General features: G+C 66.6%; 14 protein-coding genes. 6 read left to right on the top strand and 8 right to left on the bottom strand.

The genetic code is table 11. The annotated features are described in order from the left end of the window. Positions 1-49 precede the first annotated feature (49 nt). Positions 50-751, top strand: a complete 702-nt coding sequence (locus ACIA76_RS05985) for a phosphatase PAP2 family protein (RefSeq protein ID WP_397148971.1) — start codon at positions 50-52, stop codon at positions 749-751. Here the strand turns inward: ACIA76_RS05985 and ACIA76_RS05980 are convergent. Continuing rightward, positions 726-1,322 (bottom strand): TetR/AcrR family transcriptional regulator, encoded by a 597-nt coding sequence (locus tag ACIA76_RS05980; RefSeq protein ID WP_397148969.1) that lies wholly within the window; start codon positions 1,320-1,322, stop codon positions 726-728. The genes ACIA76_RS05985 and ACIA76_RS05980 overlap by 26 nt on opposite strands. Before the next feature lie 152 nt (positions 1,323-1,474). Here ACIA76_RS05980 and ACIA76_RS05975 point away from each other — a divergent pair, with 152 nt between their 5' ends. Continuing rightward, positions 1,475-2,635, top strand: coding sequence for an acyl-CoA dehydrogenase family protein (locus ACIA76_RS05975; protein WP_397148967.1), 1,161 nt, complete (start codon positions 1,475-1,477; stop codon positions 2,633-2,635). Between the two features lie 15 nt (positions 2,636-2,650). On the opposite strand, the gene ACIA76_RS05970 is transcribed toward ACIA76_RS05975, so the two are convergent. Then, complete coding sequence (locus ACIA76_RS05970) at positions 2,651-3,190, bottom strand: hypothetical protein (RefSeq protein ID WP_397148965.1); 540 nt, start codon at positions 3,188-3,190, stop codon at positions 2,651-2,653. A 484-nt stretch (positions 3,191-3,674) separates the two neighbouring features. On the opposite strand from ACIA76_RS05970, the gene ACIA76_RS05965 reads away from it, so the two are divergent. Then, positions 3,675-7,376 (top strand): NACHT and WD repeat domain-containing protein, encoded by a 3,702-nt coding sequence (locus tag ACIA76_RS05965; RefSeq protein ID WP_397148963.1) that lies wholly within the window; start codon positions 3,675-3,677, stop codon positions 7,374-7,376. A 192-nt stretch (positions 7,377-7,568) separates the two neighbouring features. Here ACIA76_RS05965 and ACIA76_RS05960 read toward each other — a convergent pair whose 3' ends face one another. Beyond that, positions 7,569-8,423, bottom strand: a complete 855-nt coding sequence (locus tag ACIA76_RS05960) for a C1 family peptidase (protein WP_397148961.1) — start codon at positions 8,421-8,423, stop codon at positions 7,569-7,571. 199 nt (positions 8,424-8,622) lie between these two features. On the opposite strand from ACIA76_RS05960, the gene ACIA76_RS05955 reads away from it, so the two are divergent. Both ACIA76_RS05955 and ACIA76_RS05950 read left to right on the top strand, forming a co-directional pair. Continuing rightward, entirely contained in the window at positions 8,623-9,261 is a 639-nt protein-coding gene (locus tag ACIA76_RS05955; RefSeq protein WP_397148959.1) for a papain-like cysteine protease family protein, read from the top strand. A 14-nt stretch (positions 9,262-9,275) separates the two neighbouring features. Continuing rightward, positions 9,276-10,628: an MFS transporter gene (locus ACIA76_RS05950; protein ID WP_397148957.1), complete on the top strand. Its 1,353-nt coding sequence runs from the start codon at positions 9,276-9,278 to the stop codon at positions 10,626-10,628. On the opposite strand, the gene ACIA76_RS05945 is transcribed toward ACIA76_RS05950, so the two are convergent. From ACIA76_RS05945 to ACIA76_RS05925, 5 genes are all read right to left on the bottom strand, one after another. After that, positions 10,602-11,087, bottom strand: coding sequence for a hypothetical protein (locus tag ACIA76_RS05945; RefSeq protein WP_397148955.1), 486 nt, complete (start codon positions 11,085-11,087; stop codon positions 10,602-10,604). The two genes, ACIA76_RS05950 and ACIA76_RS05945, sit on opposite strands and share 27 nt — an antisense overlap. A 12-nt stretch (positions 11,088-11,099) precedes the next feature. Further along, the gene (locus tag ACIA76_RS05940) at positions 11,100-12,317 is read right to left on the bottom strand and encodes a hypothetical protein (RefSeq protein ID WP_397148953.1); all 1,218 of its coding nucleotides are present in this window, start codon (positions 12,315-12,317) and stop codon (positions 11,100-11,102) included. A 54-nt stretch (positions 12,318-12,371) separates the two neighbouring features. After that, positions 12,372-12,506, bottom strand: coding sequence for a hypothetical protein (locus ACIA76_RS05935; protein WP_397148951.1), 135 nt, complete (start codon positions 12,504-12,506; stop codon positions 12,372-12,374). 93 nt (positions 12,507-12,599) lie between these two features. Then, positions 12,600-13,439: an undecaprenyl-diphosphate phosphatase gene (locus ACIA76_RS05930; RefSeq protein ID WP_397149421.1), complete on the bottom strand. Its 840-nt coding sequence runs from the start codon at positions 13,437-13,439 to the stop codon at positions 12,600-12,602. Positions 13,440-13,519: 80 nt separating this feature from the next. Then, a complete protein-coding gene (locus tag ACIA76_RS05925; protein WP_397148949.1) occupies positions 13,520-13,768 on the bottom strand; it encodes an STAS domain-containing protein in 249 nt (82 codons plus the stop codon). Between the two features lie 116 nt (positions 13,769-13,884). Here ACIA76_RS05925 and ACIA76_RS05920 point away from each other — a divergent pair, with 116 nt between their 5' ends. Continuing rightward, positions 13,885-15,033 carry a lipase family protein gene (locus ACIA76_RS05920; protein WP_397148947.1) on the top strand — a complete coding sequence of 383 codons (1,149 nt, stop codon included), beginning with the start codon at positions 13,885-13,887 and terminating at the stop codon, positions 15,031-15,033. Positions 15,034-15,255: the final 222 nt, after the last annotated feature.

Genomic DNA, 15,255 nt, shown 5'->3' with positions numbered 1-15,255 from the left:
CGGCCCGTTCTCAACGTTCTCTCAGCGGCCGTATGCCAGCGTCGGGGTCATGATGTCCGATCCCGTGGCCGCAGTGCGGCAACCGAGCAGTCCGGCCCGCTTCGGTCCGCCGTTGGCGATGGGTGCGGTCGCGATCGTGTCGGCCGTTCTCACCGGATTCGTCGCGCATGCGCACGGGCCGACCCGGGCCGACGCCGACGGACTGCGCTGGATGGTCGACCACCGCAACGGTGCGCTGACCATCGCGGCGAAGCTGGCGAGCATCGCCGGCGATACGGTCACCCTCGCGCTGATCGCCGCTCTCGCCTGCGCGGTCCTGGCCTGGCGACACCGGTGGCGGCAGGCGGCGCTCGTCGCGGCCACTACCGGGGGCGCGGCCGTCTCGGTCGTCGCCGGTAAGCATCTGATCGGCCGGGCCCGCCCGCCGATGGTCTATCACCTTGTCGCCGAGACCAATCAGTCCTATCCCTCCGGCCACAGTCTCGGATCGACCGCGGTATTCGGTGTTCTCGCCGCGGTAGTACTGGTCGATGTGCACCGCCGCGCGCTGCGGTGGTGGGTCGTCGGCGCGGCCGTCTGCGCGGTGGCGGCGATCGGCGTGTCCCGGCTGTATCTGGGTGTGCACTGGCCGACCGACATCGTGGCCGGATGGCTGTTCGGCGGCCTGTGGCTGATGGTGTGCCTGTTCGCCTATCACGCACTGACACAACGATATTCGCGCGAGTTCAGCCCTGGTCTTCGCGCACGGTGATCGACAGCCTGGGTTTGCCGCGATCGCCGGGCCCGGCGACGCGTTCCCAGACCGCATCGATCATCGGCGCGAGCAGCAGCTCGCCGAACTGCCGCACCAGCACCTCCACGATCTGGGTGGATTCGCGGCGCGAGGTCGAGGCCAGGCCGGTGTCGCGCAGGGTGGTGACCTCTCGCCGGGTCAGCGCGATCAGCGATTCGAGCAGGCGCAGCCGGGTTTCCGCGGGTTCGAGCACGGCGCGGCGAACGTAGTTCACCACGGCCGGATTCGCGCTCAACATGGCGCGCACGGCCTCGTTCCGGGCGGCGGCGACCTCGCCGGGGGTGCCGGTCGGCGGCACCGAGGAGACCGCGGCGTCGAAGTAGTCGACGACCAGTTGATCGACGGCCTCGATCAGGCCCGCCTTGGTCTTGAAGTGATGTTGCACCAGACCGAGCGTGACCCCGGCCTCGGCGGCGACCGCGCGCAGCGACACCCGCGACTCGCCGTATTGGGCGAACAGGTCCATGGCGGCGTTGCGAATACGTGCCTTGGCGGTCAGATCGTCATTGCTCGCCCGTGGATTCAGCATCGCCCCTCGACTCGTCGGATGTGGTCGGGTCAGTTTACGCCGCGTAGTAATAGCTGGTCGCACGCTCAGCGATCACTACCGTTGACCTATTGACTATACAAACGTATCGTCATTTCATGACGGTTTCCACCAACGCCGGAAAGTAGACACCGATGTCCGCACTGTTCCCCGACTACCGTCCCCTCTGGGAGACCGATCAGCATCGCGAGCTGCGCCGCCATGCCGCCGAATTCTTCCGCAAGGAGATCGCGCCGAACCGCGAGCGCTGGTCCGCGCAGCATATGGTCGACCGCGAGTTCTGGAACAAGGCCGGCGACGCGGGCCTGCTCGGGCTGGATCTGCCCGAGGAATTCGGCGGCGCCGCGGGCGATTTCGGCCTGCAGGCGGTCGTGCAGGAGGAACTGGTCTACGCGCACGACAACGGCTTCGGCTTCTCGGTGCATTCGCCGATCGTGTCGCATTACGTCTGGAAGTACGGTAACGACGAGCAGCGCGCGAAGTGGCTGCCGGGCATCATCAGCGGTGAGCTGGTGCTGGCCATCGCCATGACCGAACCGGGCACGGGTTCGGATCTGCAGTCGGTGCGCACCACCGCGATCCGCGAGGGCGACCATTACGTCGTCAACGGCTCGAAGACGTTCATCTCCAACGGAACCCACTGCGATCTGCTGGTGCTCGTCGCCAAGACCGATCCGAGCCAGGGCGCGGCCGGGGTCTCGCTCATCGTGGCCGAGACCAAGGATCTGCCGGGCTTCGAGCGCGGCCGGGTGCTCGAGAAGATGGGCCAGCACGCGCAGGACACCCGCGAGTTGTTCTTCTCCGATATGCGGGTGCCGGTCGCGAATCTGCTGGGCGCACAGGAGGGTTTGGGCTTCTATCAGCTCATGGAGCAGCTGGCCCGGGAGCGGCTGATCATCGCGAGCCTGTGCTCGGCGCTGGCCGAGGCCGCGGTGCTCGAGGCGCTGCGCTACTCCAAGGAACGCGAGGCGTTCGGCCGCCCGATCGGTAAGTTCCAGTACAACGCGTTCACCCTGGCCGAGGTCAAGACCGAGGCGCTCGCGATCAAAACCATGGTCGATTACGCCATCGCGCAGTACATCGACGGTAAGAACGATCCGGCCACGGCCTCGATGGCCAAGCTGTTCGCCGCCGAGACCGCCGATAAGGTCGTGGACCGCTGCCTGCAGCTGTTCGGCGGCTACGGCTACATGATGGAGTATCCGATCGCGAACATGTATACCGGTTCTCGCGTGAATCGCATCTACGGCGGCACCAGCGAGATCATGAAGGAGATCATTTCTCGCTCGCTGTGATCTGCCCGTGGTGGCTCAGACGACCTTGCGCAGCATCGCCTTCATGACGGTGTGGTCACCGATGGTCAGTTCTTTCGTCGTTCGGAAGCCAAGGTGTTCGCCGAGGGCAGCGCTCTTGGGATTCGTAGCGACCAGGAAGACATCGACGTCGCTGGTTTCTATGCGTGATGTGACCAGTTCGGATATCAGGCCCTTTCCGTGTGCGCGGGGCAAGGTTCCGCCGGCAGCTATATAAAGGTGGGGAGTCCGCGGCCGGAGACTCTCGATCTGGCGCGAGGCGGCCAGGGCACGGGGGAGCGCTGTGCCGAGGGCGCGAAACAGACTGAAAGGCTTGGCTATCGGAGTGGTGACTCCTGCCCGCTCCCATAGGACGACGCTCACGAGCCCGTCGTTGTCGGATGTTGTATCGACGATTCCGTAACGTCGTCTCGACTCGACGCGGGAGTGCCAAAAATGAGGGAGGGCGCGCTGACGCCGCTCCGGCCGCGGCCAGAAATAGGTCATGAGCGGATCGTCCATAAATGCCTCGGCGAGGATTCGGGCTTCCGGTGTCATGCGGTCGAGATTAATGGAGTGCACACACGGGAAGCGCATTTCTCGCCGCAATCGGTACCCCTGGCCACGGCTCTCAGTGGACCCGATCGGGCTCGATGACCGGTGGCCGGGAACCGTATCTGTCCCACTGACCGAACCAGTCGAAATGCAACAACAACAATCGAACGGTTGAGGGTCGCCGAAACCGGCGACTGGTATGATCGGCTACCTCCTGGTACGGCCCGTTACACCTGCATCGCCCACTCGGTACGAACGCACGCTCCGCACTCGACATCTCGGTGGAAGATATGCGGTTGTCTTTGTTCGACAGTTTTCGCGGGGTTCGCAGTGACGCCCCCGCCGACTGCGGTGCGGCGTCAGGGCGGTGTCGCCGGTGAATATGAGTACGAGCCAGCGTCCGTCTGGATCAGGCGATCGGACCGATGGCCGTAGTGTCTTCGCGGTCCGTTTGGCGGCGCTGTTCGCGGCTGCGGGGAATCCACCGGTGAAGTCGGTGGTCCGCGCGGCCAATGCGCGCCTGCGCGAGGGGATCAGCCCTATTACCGCCCAGCGGATCAGCGACTGGCGCCGCGGCAACCGCGCACCGGCCACCTTCAAATCGGTGCTACCGGTCTTGGAGGTCCTCATCGCGGATGCACGCCGCCGCGCCGCCTCCGACCCGCGGATCGATATCTCCCTGTTCGATCCGGCCCGGTGGTATGCGGCCTGGAAGGCGGCACGGGTCGAGCCGGCGGTCGATATCGATCGGGAGCCCTACCGCGGCCTGTCGGCGTACCGGGCTGCGGACGCGGATCTGTTCTTCGGTCGTGATAGCGCGAAATATGAGCTGCACCAGCTTATTTCCGCCGCCGAGGAGAGTGGCTCCGCGGCCCTCGTGCTGCTGGTGGGCGCACGCGGTGTCGGCAAGTCCTCGCTGCTGGCCGCCGGACTGCAAGCCGTCCCCGGACCGCGGGCGCCGATCCGCGTGACCCCCGGCGCCGATCCGGTGTCCGCACTGCACACCGTGTTGGCGGAGGTACCGCCCGGTCGCCGCCTGCTGCTGGTGGATCAGGGCGAGCAGCTCTATACCCGATGCACGGATGAGGCTCTGCGGCAACGGTTCCTCGCCGAGCTGGCGGCGCTCGCCGCGCCGGATGCGGATCCGCCCACTACTGTCGTCTGCGCTGTCGACACCACCTACCTCCCCGATCTGTCGCGACATCCGGTCCTGATGGCGGCCCTGCAGCACCGGTCGATGATGCTCGATCCGATGTCGGATGAGGAGTTGCGGGAGGCGATCGTTCGACCCGCTGCGACGACAGGCCTGCGCATCGAGGACCGTCTGGTCGAGGTGTTGCTGCAGGATCTGGCCGCCTTCGACCCTCAGAATGTGATTCGGCTGGCGACGCTGTCCTACGTCCTGGCCGTGACCTGGGAGAACCGGCGGGGTCGGACGCTGACGCTGGCCGCTTACCGCGAAGCCGGCGGCGTGAGTGGCATGTTCGCCGAACGTGCCGAACAGATCTGGTCCCGGCTGAGCGACTCCGAACGCGAGGCGACCCGGCATGTGCTGGTGGCATTGACGGTCACCGGACCGCTCTCGACCCTGCGCAACCGCGTGCAGATGGACCTGTTGATCGCCGAGGCCGCGGACTCGGAATGTACCAAGGCGGTGATCGCGCGGCTGATCAAGGACCGAGCGGTGGTGCTGCACGACGGTCATCTCGAGCTGGTGCACGATCTGATGCTGACTCAGTGGCCCCGCATGGTCGAATGGCTGGCCGAGGAAGGGGAATTCGCGCCCGCCCGCCAGCGCATCGAGGCAGACGCCCGGGACTGGGCGAGCCAGGGTCGCCCGCCCGCTCAGCTGTATTCCAGGATCCGACTCCAGGACGCCGCGACGTTGATGCGGCGTACGGAGTCGCCCAATCGGCTCGCCCGCGAATTCGTGGCCGAATCGCTGGCCCGGCACCGTGCGCAGACCCGACTGCGCAGGGGGATTCTGGCCGCGGCCGCCGTACTCGCCGTGCTCGCGCTGGCGTTGTCGGGGTTGGCGATCGCCCAGCGGGCCGCGGTCGCACAGGAACGCAAGGACGTCTGGCTCGGCAATATCCTCGCGGAATCCCAACGCCTCGAGGACAGTAGCCCCGGACTGTCGACCCAGCTCGCGTTGGCAGCCTATCGGCTGAATCCGCACAACCCCAGTGTTCGCGCCCAGATAGTGATGTCGCAAGGCCTGCCGCTGGAGATCGCTTCACCGGCCGAACAGGCCGCACCCATCCAAGATCTGACCGCGAGCCCCAACCTCGAGCTGCTCGCCAGCGCGGGCGACGACGGCCGGATTCGGTTGTGGGACATATCGAATCCGCGGGTAGTCGCTCCGGTCGGGGCCGGCCTGAATGGTCACCGGGGGCGCGTCGGATCGGTCGCATTCGGACCCGACGGAACCGTATTGGCCAGCGCGGGCGACGACGGGACCGTTCGACTGTGGGACGTTCATGACCCACGTAGCACTCGCGAGCTGGGTAGGTTCGACAACGGCACGCCCACCACCGCGATCGCCTTCCTGCCCGATGGGCATCACCTGGCCGCGGCCGGTGCCGACGGCACCCTGGGCATCCTGAATATTGATGCGCCGCAATCTATTCGGCGAACGCAATCGGCACTTTCGGCGCACCCCAGGGCAATCAGGGCCATTGCGCTCGATCCCGATGCTCCCGTATTGGCCAGTGCCGGCGATGACGGCACCGTGCGGTTGTGGGCAGTCGACGATGCCGAGCATCCGACATCGATCGGCGCACCACTGGACGGTCCAGGGGCGGTGCAGGCCATGGCATTCGGGCCCGGGGGCATCCTCGCCACCGGCACTGCCGATGGGGTGCTTCGGATTTGGGACGTACGCAATCCGGCCCTGCCGCGGCTGGTCGATGACGAGCACTCGCGAGCTGTGCCGATCTCGGGGCTGGCGTTCGGTCTCGGCAGACGATTACTCGCCGTGGCCGGTATCGACGGCACTATTCGGTTCTGGAATACCAGCCGCGTCGACCGGGTGACGCCGCTCAGCTTGGAATTCCACGGCAGCAGTGGTTCGATCCGATCCGAACGTGTCGTCGGGGCCTTCCAGTTCATGACGGCCGGATCCGATGGGCGGATTCACTCCTGGAGACCGCCGCTGACGATCCTGCCGATCCTGCCCGGCGGCCCGATCGCGGGAGTCGGCTTCGACCGAGACAATCGGGTGCTGGCCATCGGACGGCGTGACGGGCAGGTCGAAATCTGGGATACCTCGGTGCCGCAACTCGCCCGCGCGGCGAGTGAATTCGCGGCGGGACCGTCCGATCCGCTCGGGGTGCAGGTCGCGTTGCGCCCCGACGGTCGGCTACTTGCCACAACGACCGGTACCGATGTGCGGCTGTGGGATCTCACCGATCCCGCCCGGCCCATCCCGATAGGCGCACTGCCCGGGGCCGGAACCGGCGCGCCGATCGCCTTCGCACCGGACGGCAAGCGCCTGCTCACCGGCATGGGTGGCCACGCCCTGCAGATCTGGGACGTGTCGCTGCCATCGAATGCGCGGGCGCTGGGACCATTGCTCGACAGTCCGGACCACGCGATTCGGACAGTGGTATTCGGGCCGAGCGGCTCGCTTGTCGCGGCTGCCGACGACGGTGCCCGAATCCATGTGTGGGACACCTCCGATCAGCACAGCCCGTCGGCCGCGACGCTGGACGCACACGGATCGAATGTGCGGGCACTGCTTTTCGCCCCGGACGGTCGGCATCTGTTCAGCGCCGATACGGCTGGTGTCATCCGTTCGTGGGACGTCACGAACCCCGCGCACATTACGGAGCTGGATTCGGTCCACGCCCATACCGCCGAGGTGCGGTCGCTGGCAATCGACCGATCCGGTCATCGGCTGGGCTCGGCCGGCGACGATCGAACCGGCCAACTATGGAACGTCACCGACCCGTCCCACATCACACAGGCGGATCCCCCGATCGTCGCCCCGAGCGGAGCGTGGTATTTGCGGTTCGATCCTCATGACGACTCCCGCGGATTCGGTATCGGTGATCAGGGAGCATTCATGGGGTACGTGACAGCGGATTCGGTCGCGGCGAACCTGTGCGCCTCGTCCACGGCACGTATCGACGAGCGGACATGGCACGAGCTGCTCCCGTCCGTGCCGTACACCCGCCCCTGCCCTTGACAATTCACGACGCGAGAGACCTGCAGCCGGCTTTACTTTCAGTAAACGCCTGGAGGCATTACACACTTACTCGTCGCAACAATCTCGTCTGCGCCTGTCAATCTCGTCCGAATCCATCGGTCGAACCAGTCTTGTCGATCCACACGGCCTTTTCCGGTGGCCGAGGTGGAGTCAGCGGCGTGCTGTAGCGGATCAGGCGGGAATCAGGCGACCCATCGAGTGGATCTCGTTCACATCCTGACCGGTGATGAACGACCAAGGGGCGGTGAAGAATCCGCTGCGGCCCCAATTCGAGCCCCAGGAATTCTCGACCGTGACACCCTTCGCGTCATAGGCGACGATGGTGACCTCGTGCCCGCCGAGGATCTTCTCGGTGGGCGAGGGGTCGTAGTTGTAGTTGGCGCCGTCGAGTTTCTCGAAGCTCTCTCGGACATCGAATCCGAACGGTACGGGCAGGCCCGCGGCGATCGCCTTCTTGATGTTGGTGACGATATCGCCCTTGCTGAGATCCAGTGCGCCGGAGAGTTTGTAGTGCGACGCATTGGCGCGCTCGTTGGCGTCGGGCTGGGTCGTATAGTCGAAATCGCCCTGCCAGTAATCGGATTTGGTGTCGATGCCCTGCGTCTGTTCCAGCGGCAGCGCGATGCCGGCGTAGGTGCCCTGGTCGTTACCCTGCGCGATCTGGGAGTAGATGTACATCGGCGCCTGCGGCCCGCCGCCGATCTGCTGCTCGTTCATCAGCACGCCGTATCCGGTGTAGCCGGTCGCCCAGGTGACGCACGATCCGACCGGACCCTGATCGCCCGGCGCCAGGGTGTACTGCTGCAACGAATACGACGCGGGCGGTGCGCCGACCGCGCCGACCTGCACCGGCAGCGTCGTGCCGACGCTGGTGTCGCGGGCGAGGCTGTCGCGGGCGGCCCCGCGATCGAGCCCGAGCGCGTGATGTTTCACCTCGGGCGCCGGTGCGGCGTAGGCGGTGCCGGAGGCGAGCAGGCCGAGCCCGGTGACGAGGGCGAATACGGCGGACAATCGCGAATACTGCACGGGTTCCTCCTGGCAATGAAATGCATTGCGGGGCATCGCCCCCGACGGCGATGGTTCCGAATGGAATGATCCGAGAGTGTTCCATATACCGGATTCCGGGTCAATGGATAAGTCACCGTGTGATATTCGCCGTTCGAGTTGCGGGCATACGGATTCGGTGTATAGCTTCCGAGAACATCTCGGCCGGAAGGATCGCCGCGTGAGGTTGAAACGGAAACTCCTGTGCTGTGTGGCCGCGCTGTGCGTGGCCGCCGCACCGGGTGGGGTGGCCACCGCCGATCCGGGCCCGTCCGGCCTCCCGCACGGATTGCTCGTCACCCCGAATCTGCCGGGCGTGCCCGCACCGCGCGCGGCCGTATTCGGCGCGCAGACCCTGCCGTATCTGCAGCAGGTGCAGACGGCCGATCAATGGTGCTGGGCGGCGGACGGTTCGTCGATCGCCACCTATCTGCATCGGCCGATCACCCAGAACGACTACTGCAAACTCGTCCACGGTGTCGGCGCGGACGGTATCTGTCCCGACGATTCGGCCTCACTCGAACAAATCGCCTCGGCCTTTCGGGCCATCGGTGTCGACGCCGCGGTGGGTGCGCCGCTGTCGATGAGCAAGGTGGTGGACGAGGTGTCGGCGAATCGGCCGATCCTCACCGGTATCGCGTGGTCGGCGGGCGGCGGTCACGCACAGGTCGTCTACGGCTTCGACGTGGACGCGGGCACCATCACCTACGGCGATCCCTGGCCCGGGTCGCGTCGCAGCGTCACGCAGACGATCGACTCCTATACCCGCAATTCGAATTGGGTATGGTTCGGCGAGGATTACGGTATCGCCGCTCGGTGAGGAGAATGCGCCCGATGGCCCTGCGCGGGATTCTGCTGATTCTCGGCTGCGCGTTCGTCCCGATGATGGACACCTTCCTCGCGGGCGTGGCGCTGCCCGGGATCCGGCGCGATTTCGGCATCGCGGAGGGTTCGGCGCTGCTGAGCCTGGTGCTGGTCGGATATCTGGCCGGATTCGGCTCGCTGCTGATCGTCGGGGGTCGGGTGGGTGATCGGCTCGGACGGCGAAAGACGTTGTCGGCGGCCGTATTCGGATTCCTGGTGGCCTCGGCGGCCTGCGGGCTCGCGCCGGGACTGTGGCCGCTGATCGCCGCGCGGATCGCGCAGGGCGCGCCCGCGGCCTTCGTACTGCCGCAGATCCTGGGACTGATCACCGCGCAGGCGGGCCCACGCCGGGAACGCGCGATCAGCTGGTACTCCTCGATGAGCGGGGTATCCGCGCTCGTCGGACTCATCGGCGGCGGCGTGCTGCTGGATATGATCGGCGGCGGTGCGGCGTGGCGGTGGCTGTTCCTGATGAACATCCCCCTCGGTGTCGTCGCCCTGGCGTTGCTGCCGCGATGGGTCACGGAGACGCCGCCGAATATCGACCGGCGGATCGACGGTCGCGGCGCGGCGCTGCTGTCGCTGACGGTGCTCGCCTTCCTGCTGACCGCGTCGATGCCGACGATTCTGGGCCCGGCCACCGTCGTTCTCGCACTGGTCACCCTCGTCCTGGGCCGCGCGTGGCTGATCCAGCAACGCCGCAGCGTGGCCGCCCTCGTGCCGGAGGGCATATTCGGCAATCCGCGGCTGCGGTGGTCATTGGCGCTCATGCTGCCGTTCTTCGCCGGGGCGGGCGGATTCCTCTACGCCCTGCCGCAGACGCTGCAGGAGGGTCTGGGGCACGCGCCGCTGGCCGCGGGCGTGCTCACCGCGCCGATGGCAGTCGGATTCCTGGTGTCCTCGTTCACGGTTCCGCGACTGCGGGAGCGCCTGGGCGTGCGGACCATCGCGCTGGGCGCCTCGATCCAGGCGGCCGGGCTGGCCGCCCTGGCCGTCGCGGTGCCGACGACCACGACACCGCTGATCGGCCTGGGGCTGTTACTGATCGGGACCGGTCAAGGCATCGCCCTGGGCGCGATGAACGCGCATATGCTCGCACTGGTGCCCGCCGAACTGGCCGGATTGGGCGGCGGGGTGCTGCTCACCGCGCAACAGGTATCGATCGCCACCGGCGCGGCCGTACTCGGCGCGGTCTTCGGGATCGTTGTGCAGTCCTCGGGTCACCGGGCGGGGATGGTGACGGTGGTGTGCGTGCAGATCGTGTTGGCGGCCATCGTGATTGCCGCGAGCGTGCGCTCAGCGGCGGTCGTCCGCCGGTTGTAGCGCCGAGATATCGGCCAGGGGGTAACCCATCTCCTCGTGCAGGAAGCGGACCATCGTCCACCACCGAGCGCCCTCGGCATCGAAATCGCCGAATCGGCCGCAGTACAACGGAATCCACCGCAGCGATTGCTCGAGCATGGCTTCGCGCGACTGCGCCTCGCCGTAATCGCCGTAGGAGATCGACCGGTGCTCGATGAGATGCCCACCGGGAAGCCGGGTTTCGCACAGGTCGCGGTATTCGCGGGTCTGCAGGATCAGATAGTGCCACACCTCGTCGATCTGCTGCTCGACCGGCAGGAACAGCCCGCCCAGCTCACCGGGATGGGCCGAGACCAGCGTCAGATAACGTACCGCCTCGCGGACCTGCGCGCGGGCGGTGGCCTCGTCGATCTCGTTGTGGCGCTGGGTATACCGCACCGTCTCCTCGTACAGCTCGCCGAGTAGATCTCGTTCGTACATCCGCGTGCTCCTTCAGCGAACGAGCCAGGCGTATTTGCCCGACGGCCCGATGGGGATATGGGATTCGTGGATGGCGGTGACGCCCAGTCTCGTCAGATCCGAGGCCGCGGTCGCGAGTGCCTTGGTCGCGGCGCGGTCCAGCGGCGCGCCGTCGAAGGTGGTGTAGCCGAGCAGTGCCTCGGATCCGTGAACACGCAACTGGTAGACGAAGATTCGCGGATCGGTCGCGTTCACCACATCGTCGAGTTCGGCCTGGGAGGTGATGGCGCCGTCGGAGACGAGCAGTTCCTTCTCCCGGCCGCAGAACCGCGCGATCCGGTTCGGATCGGCCGATCCGTCGTGGGTGTGCACGCAATCGCCGGTGTTGTAGCGCAGCAGCGGCATATACGGATTGCGGATACTCGACACGACCAGGCTGTGGATGCCGCGGCTGCCGGGAATCGGCTGGAGTTCCACCTGCATCTCGCGCAGATGCGGATAGTAGCGGCCGTCGGTATCGCCGTAATACAGATAGCCCAGCTCGGTGCTGCCGAACAGTTCCACGACCGGACAGCCGAGCCGTTCGACGAGGAACCGCCGGACATTGCGTGGGGTGAACTCGTAGCCGTGAATCGCGCTGGCCGGGCGGGGAACTCGCTCGCCCCCGGCGAGGAGCAGATGGGCCGCGTGATAGGACGAGCAGTCGAGATGGTAACGGCCATCGCCGGTTTCGTGGCGGACCAGATCGATCTCCGCGAGCATCCGATCGACCGCCTCGGCGGACCAGTGGGCCGGATCGAGATCCTGATTGACGTAGAAGGTGCGCTCGTCGAGCCAGCGCCGGACCGGGTCGGCGGGTTCGCCGCCCGCGAACTCGTTGACCCGGGCCACATGATCGGTGGCCAGTCGGGTGGTCACCGAGACGCGCGGCACGCCCGCGGCGAAGGTGTCGCCGATCTGCGGATGGTCCCGCCAGACGGCGTAGTAGGTCTTCAGCAGGAACAGCGGCGGCCGGATCAACTGCATCCGGGCATGATTGGTGCCGGTCGACCAGACATATTGCGCAGCACCGGAATCCAGTGCCTGCCGCACATCCGGTGTCAGGAACGATTCGGGAAAGGTATGCGCCAGATCGGCTTTGGTGATGATCGGGAACGAATTCGCCGCTGCCTGATCACGGTAGAAGGGGATATCGCGGGTCGCGTCGACGAAGGCGTCCGGAAGCGGGCGCACGGCGGGAAGTGTGTCCATGGGGAATCCGCGATCGGGGCCGGACCGACGCGGCGGTCCGGCCCACGTGTCGCACTAGGAGATGCAACCGGCCTTGGAGATGCAGCCCGACTTGGAGATGCAGCCGTCCTTGGCCGCCGACGAGGAGTTCGCCGCCACCCACTTGTCCCAGTTCGAATCCTGCGCGAGAACCTTGATCACGTCGTTCATGGAGCACCCTCCGATCGAAGCGGACCTACGCGTTCGAGGGTAAAGGATGGGTAAAGTGCTCGCTTCGGATATGACGCAGCTCACTGCCCGCGCTCAGCCGATGGATCCGGAGTTGGCGGCGAGCACGCCCGTGGCGACCAGGGCGATCAGCACCGCGCCGACAATGAGCCGGTAGTAGACGAAGGGCGCGAATCCGCGCGTGGACACGTACCGCAGGAACCATGCGATGACCCCGTAGCCGACCGCGAACGCGATGACGGTCGCCAGAATCGTCGGTCCCCACGCCGGGGCGTGGCCCGCATCGCCGATCTTGGTCAGTTCCAGCAGTCCCGAGGCGAGCACGGCCGGGATGGCCAGCAGGAACGAGTAGCGCGCGGCGGCCTCGCGGGTATAGCCCAGTGCGAGACCGGCACTGATGGTTCCGCCGGAGCGCGACACTCCGGGGATGAGCGCCAGGGCCTGGGCGAAGCCGTAGACCAGGGCGTCGCGCAGATTCAGCTCGGCGATCGGTTTGCTGTTGCGGGCGGTGCGGTCGGCCAGACCCAGCACCAGGCCGAACACGATCAGGGTCGCGCCGATCAGCCGCAGATCCCGGAACGCGGTCTCGATGGTGTCCTGCAATGCCAGGCCGAGCAGCGCGATGGGCACGGTGCCCGCGATGACGAACCAGCCCAGCCGGGCCTGTGGATCCTTGCGCAGTTCGGGTCGCACCAGCGACCGCGTCCAGGTCCGCACGATCGCGGCGATATCGGCGCGGAAGTAGATCAGCACCGCGGTCTCGGTGCCCAGCTGGGTGACCGCGGTGAAGGCCGCACCCGGATCGGGCCACCCCAGCGCCGCGGAGGTCAACCGCAGATGGGCGCTCGACGAGATCGGCAGGAATTCCGTCAATCCCTGCACCAACCCCAGCACCAGGGCATGCCACCAACCGATCACTCCACAACCTCTCGCTCTGCCAACCGATTCCGACCGCGAATGCTATCGGCACGAGCGCGGTGCGGGCCCCCGGGCCGCTACAGTGGACGAGATCCCAACTGCCGCAGGCGATCACCGTGCACGAGCAACACGCGCAGGGCCGCCTCGTCGATGCCGTGGACCGCGGTCAGATCGAGCAGAACGATATCGGCGGGCCGCAGGGTGACGACCATGGTGAGCGCGTCGTGCAGCCGAAAGGCGTTGGTGGAGTCCAGAATTCCGGTGACCGCGATCGTGGGCGCCCCGCCGAGCGGAAGGTCGGTGACGATGGTGACGGCGGTGTGCACATCGGGATGGTATCCGGCGTGGCGCTGTTGTGTCGCTCCTCACCTCGGCTTGGATTTGCTGTGAAGTAGCTTAATCTGTGAACAACTGACGTTTGAGATTGCTGGAGAGAGTTTTGATGCGGGTTTTGCGTGGCGGTATCGGTTACTTCGCGGTGCTCGCCGCGATGGTCGGCGTCCTCCCTGTGGTGCAGTCCGGGGCGGCCGCCGCGGAAACTGCCGGGATGCTGATTTCGGAGTCGGCGCGGCCGGACGGCTTCCACGGTCAGCCCGGCGGCTCGGTGATCAGCTATTGGACCATCGACTCGAGCGGGACGTCCCGCCCGGCCAGCGGCGCGCTGTTCGTGCCCGCGGGCGAGGCTCCGGCGGGCGGCTGGCCGATCGTCGCCTTCGATCACGGCACCACCGGACTGGGCAAGGGCTGCGGCGGCAAATCCGATCCGGCGACCGGACCGCATACGGTCTACATCGACGAGGAAGATGCGCTGATGCGGCATCTGGTCTCGCTCGGCTTCGCCGTCGCCGCACCCGATTACCTCGGCCTCGGCCTGTACGACACCGGCCCGCATCCCTATCTGGGCCTGGACACCGAGGCCGCCGCGACCATCGATATGGTCCGCGCCGCGCGCTCGGCCCGCCCGGAACTCTCGCGCACCTGGACCGTGCTGGGTCTGTCCCAGGGCGGCCAGGCCGCGCTCGGCACCGGCTGGCATCAGTCCCGCGTGGCCCCCGACCTCGATTTCCGCGGCACCATCGCGGTCGATCCGGAATCGGATATCGAAAAGGCCCTGCCCCTGGCCGGACCCGGCTTCCCCGCGATCCCCGGCGCCGAAAACCTCACCGGCTACTTCGCCGACATCCTGGCGGGCCTGCGCGCCGCGCGCCCCGATCTCGACGTCGACGGCTACCTGACCCCGCGCGGCAAGGCCCTGCTCGACGAGGTGTCCACCCTGTGCCAGCCCGCGATCGATGCCCGCGTGCAGGGCGTCGGTATCGGCGACTTGCTGTCGAAGCCGCTGTCCGACACCACCATTCGCGCAGCACTGGAGTCCTATATGACGATCCCCGCGACCGGCTACAACGCCCCGATCCTGTTGCTGCTCAACACCACCGACACCGAGGTACCCGCCCCATTGCACGGCGCACTCGTCTCCCGCTTCGCCGCGAACGGCGTTGATTTCCAGGTGGTTTCGGGCACGGGCCGCCACGTCCAACTGAATCCGCAGATGTGGTCGGCACTGGACGCCTTCCTGAACGGCATCCGCTAGTCGTTCTCGAGTGCACGGAAGCGGCGGCCGACTCGGCGGCAACGATCGCGGCCAGCCACCGCACACACCTATTGCCTATAAGTTGCCAGATTGCTGATGTGCGGTAGGTTTCTGTGCAGTTCGGTATCTCGACAGTGTGGAATGTCCATGGCCCATGTGCTTCCGGAGGACCCAGTCGATGCGGATCTGCCCGATCGTTGTCCCACGCCCTGAGTTTCCCGT

Origin of the sequence: Nocardia sp. NPDC051570, assembly GCF_044454005.1 — a bacterium.
GTDB lineage: Bacteria > Actinomycetota > Actinomycetes > Mycobacteriales > Mycobacteriaceae > Nocardia.
This window is presented reverse-complemented; position numbering and strand designations above follow the sequence as displayed.

Bases quoted from the DNA above. Each gene is read 5' to 3' on its own strand.
- ACIA76_RS05980 (WP_397148969.1), bottom strand. From the start codon at position 1,322: ATGCTGAATCCACGGGCGAGCAATGACGATCTGACCGCCAAGGCACGT.
- ACIA76_RS05970 (WP_397148965.1), bottom strand. From the start codon at position 3,190: ATGACACCGGAAGCCCGAATCCTCGCCGAGGCATTTATGGACGATCCG.
- ACIA76_RS05945 (WP_397148955.1), bottom strand. From the start codon at position 11,087: ATGTACGAACGAGATCTACTCGGCGAGCTGTACGAGGAGACGGTGCGG.
- ACIA76_RS05950 (WP_397148957.1), top strand. From the start codon at position 9,276: ATGGCCCTGCGCGGGATTCTGCTGATTCTCGGCTGCGCGTTCGTCCCG.
- ACIA76_RS05985 (WP_397148971.1), top strand. From the start codon at position 50: ATGATGTCCGATCCCGTGGCCGCAGTGCGGCAACCGAGCAGTCCGGCC.
- ACIA76_RS05975 (WP_397148967.1), top strand. From the start codon at position 1,475: ATGTCCGCACTGTTCCCCGACTACCGTCCCCTCTGGGAGACCGATCAG.
- ACIA76_RS05940 (WP_397148953.1), bottom strand. From the start codon at position 12,317: ATGGACACACTTCCCGCCGTGCGCCCGCTTCCGGACGCCTTCGTCGAC.
- ACIA76_RS05935 (WP_397148951.1), bottom strand. From the start codon at position 12,506: ATGAACGACGTGATCAAGGTTCTCGCGCAGGATTCGAACTGGGACAAG.
- ACIA76_RS05920 (WP_397148947.1), top strand. From the start codon at position 13,885: ATGCGGGTTTTGCGTGGCGGTATCGGTTACTTCGCGGTGCTCGCCGCG.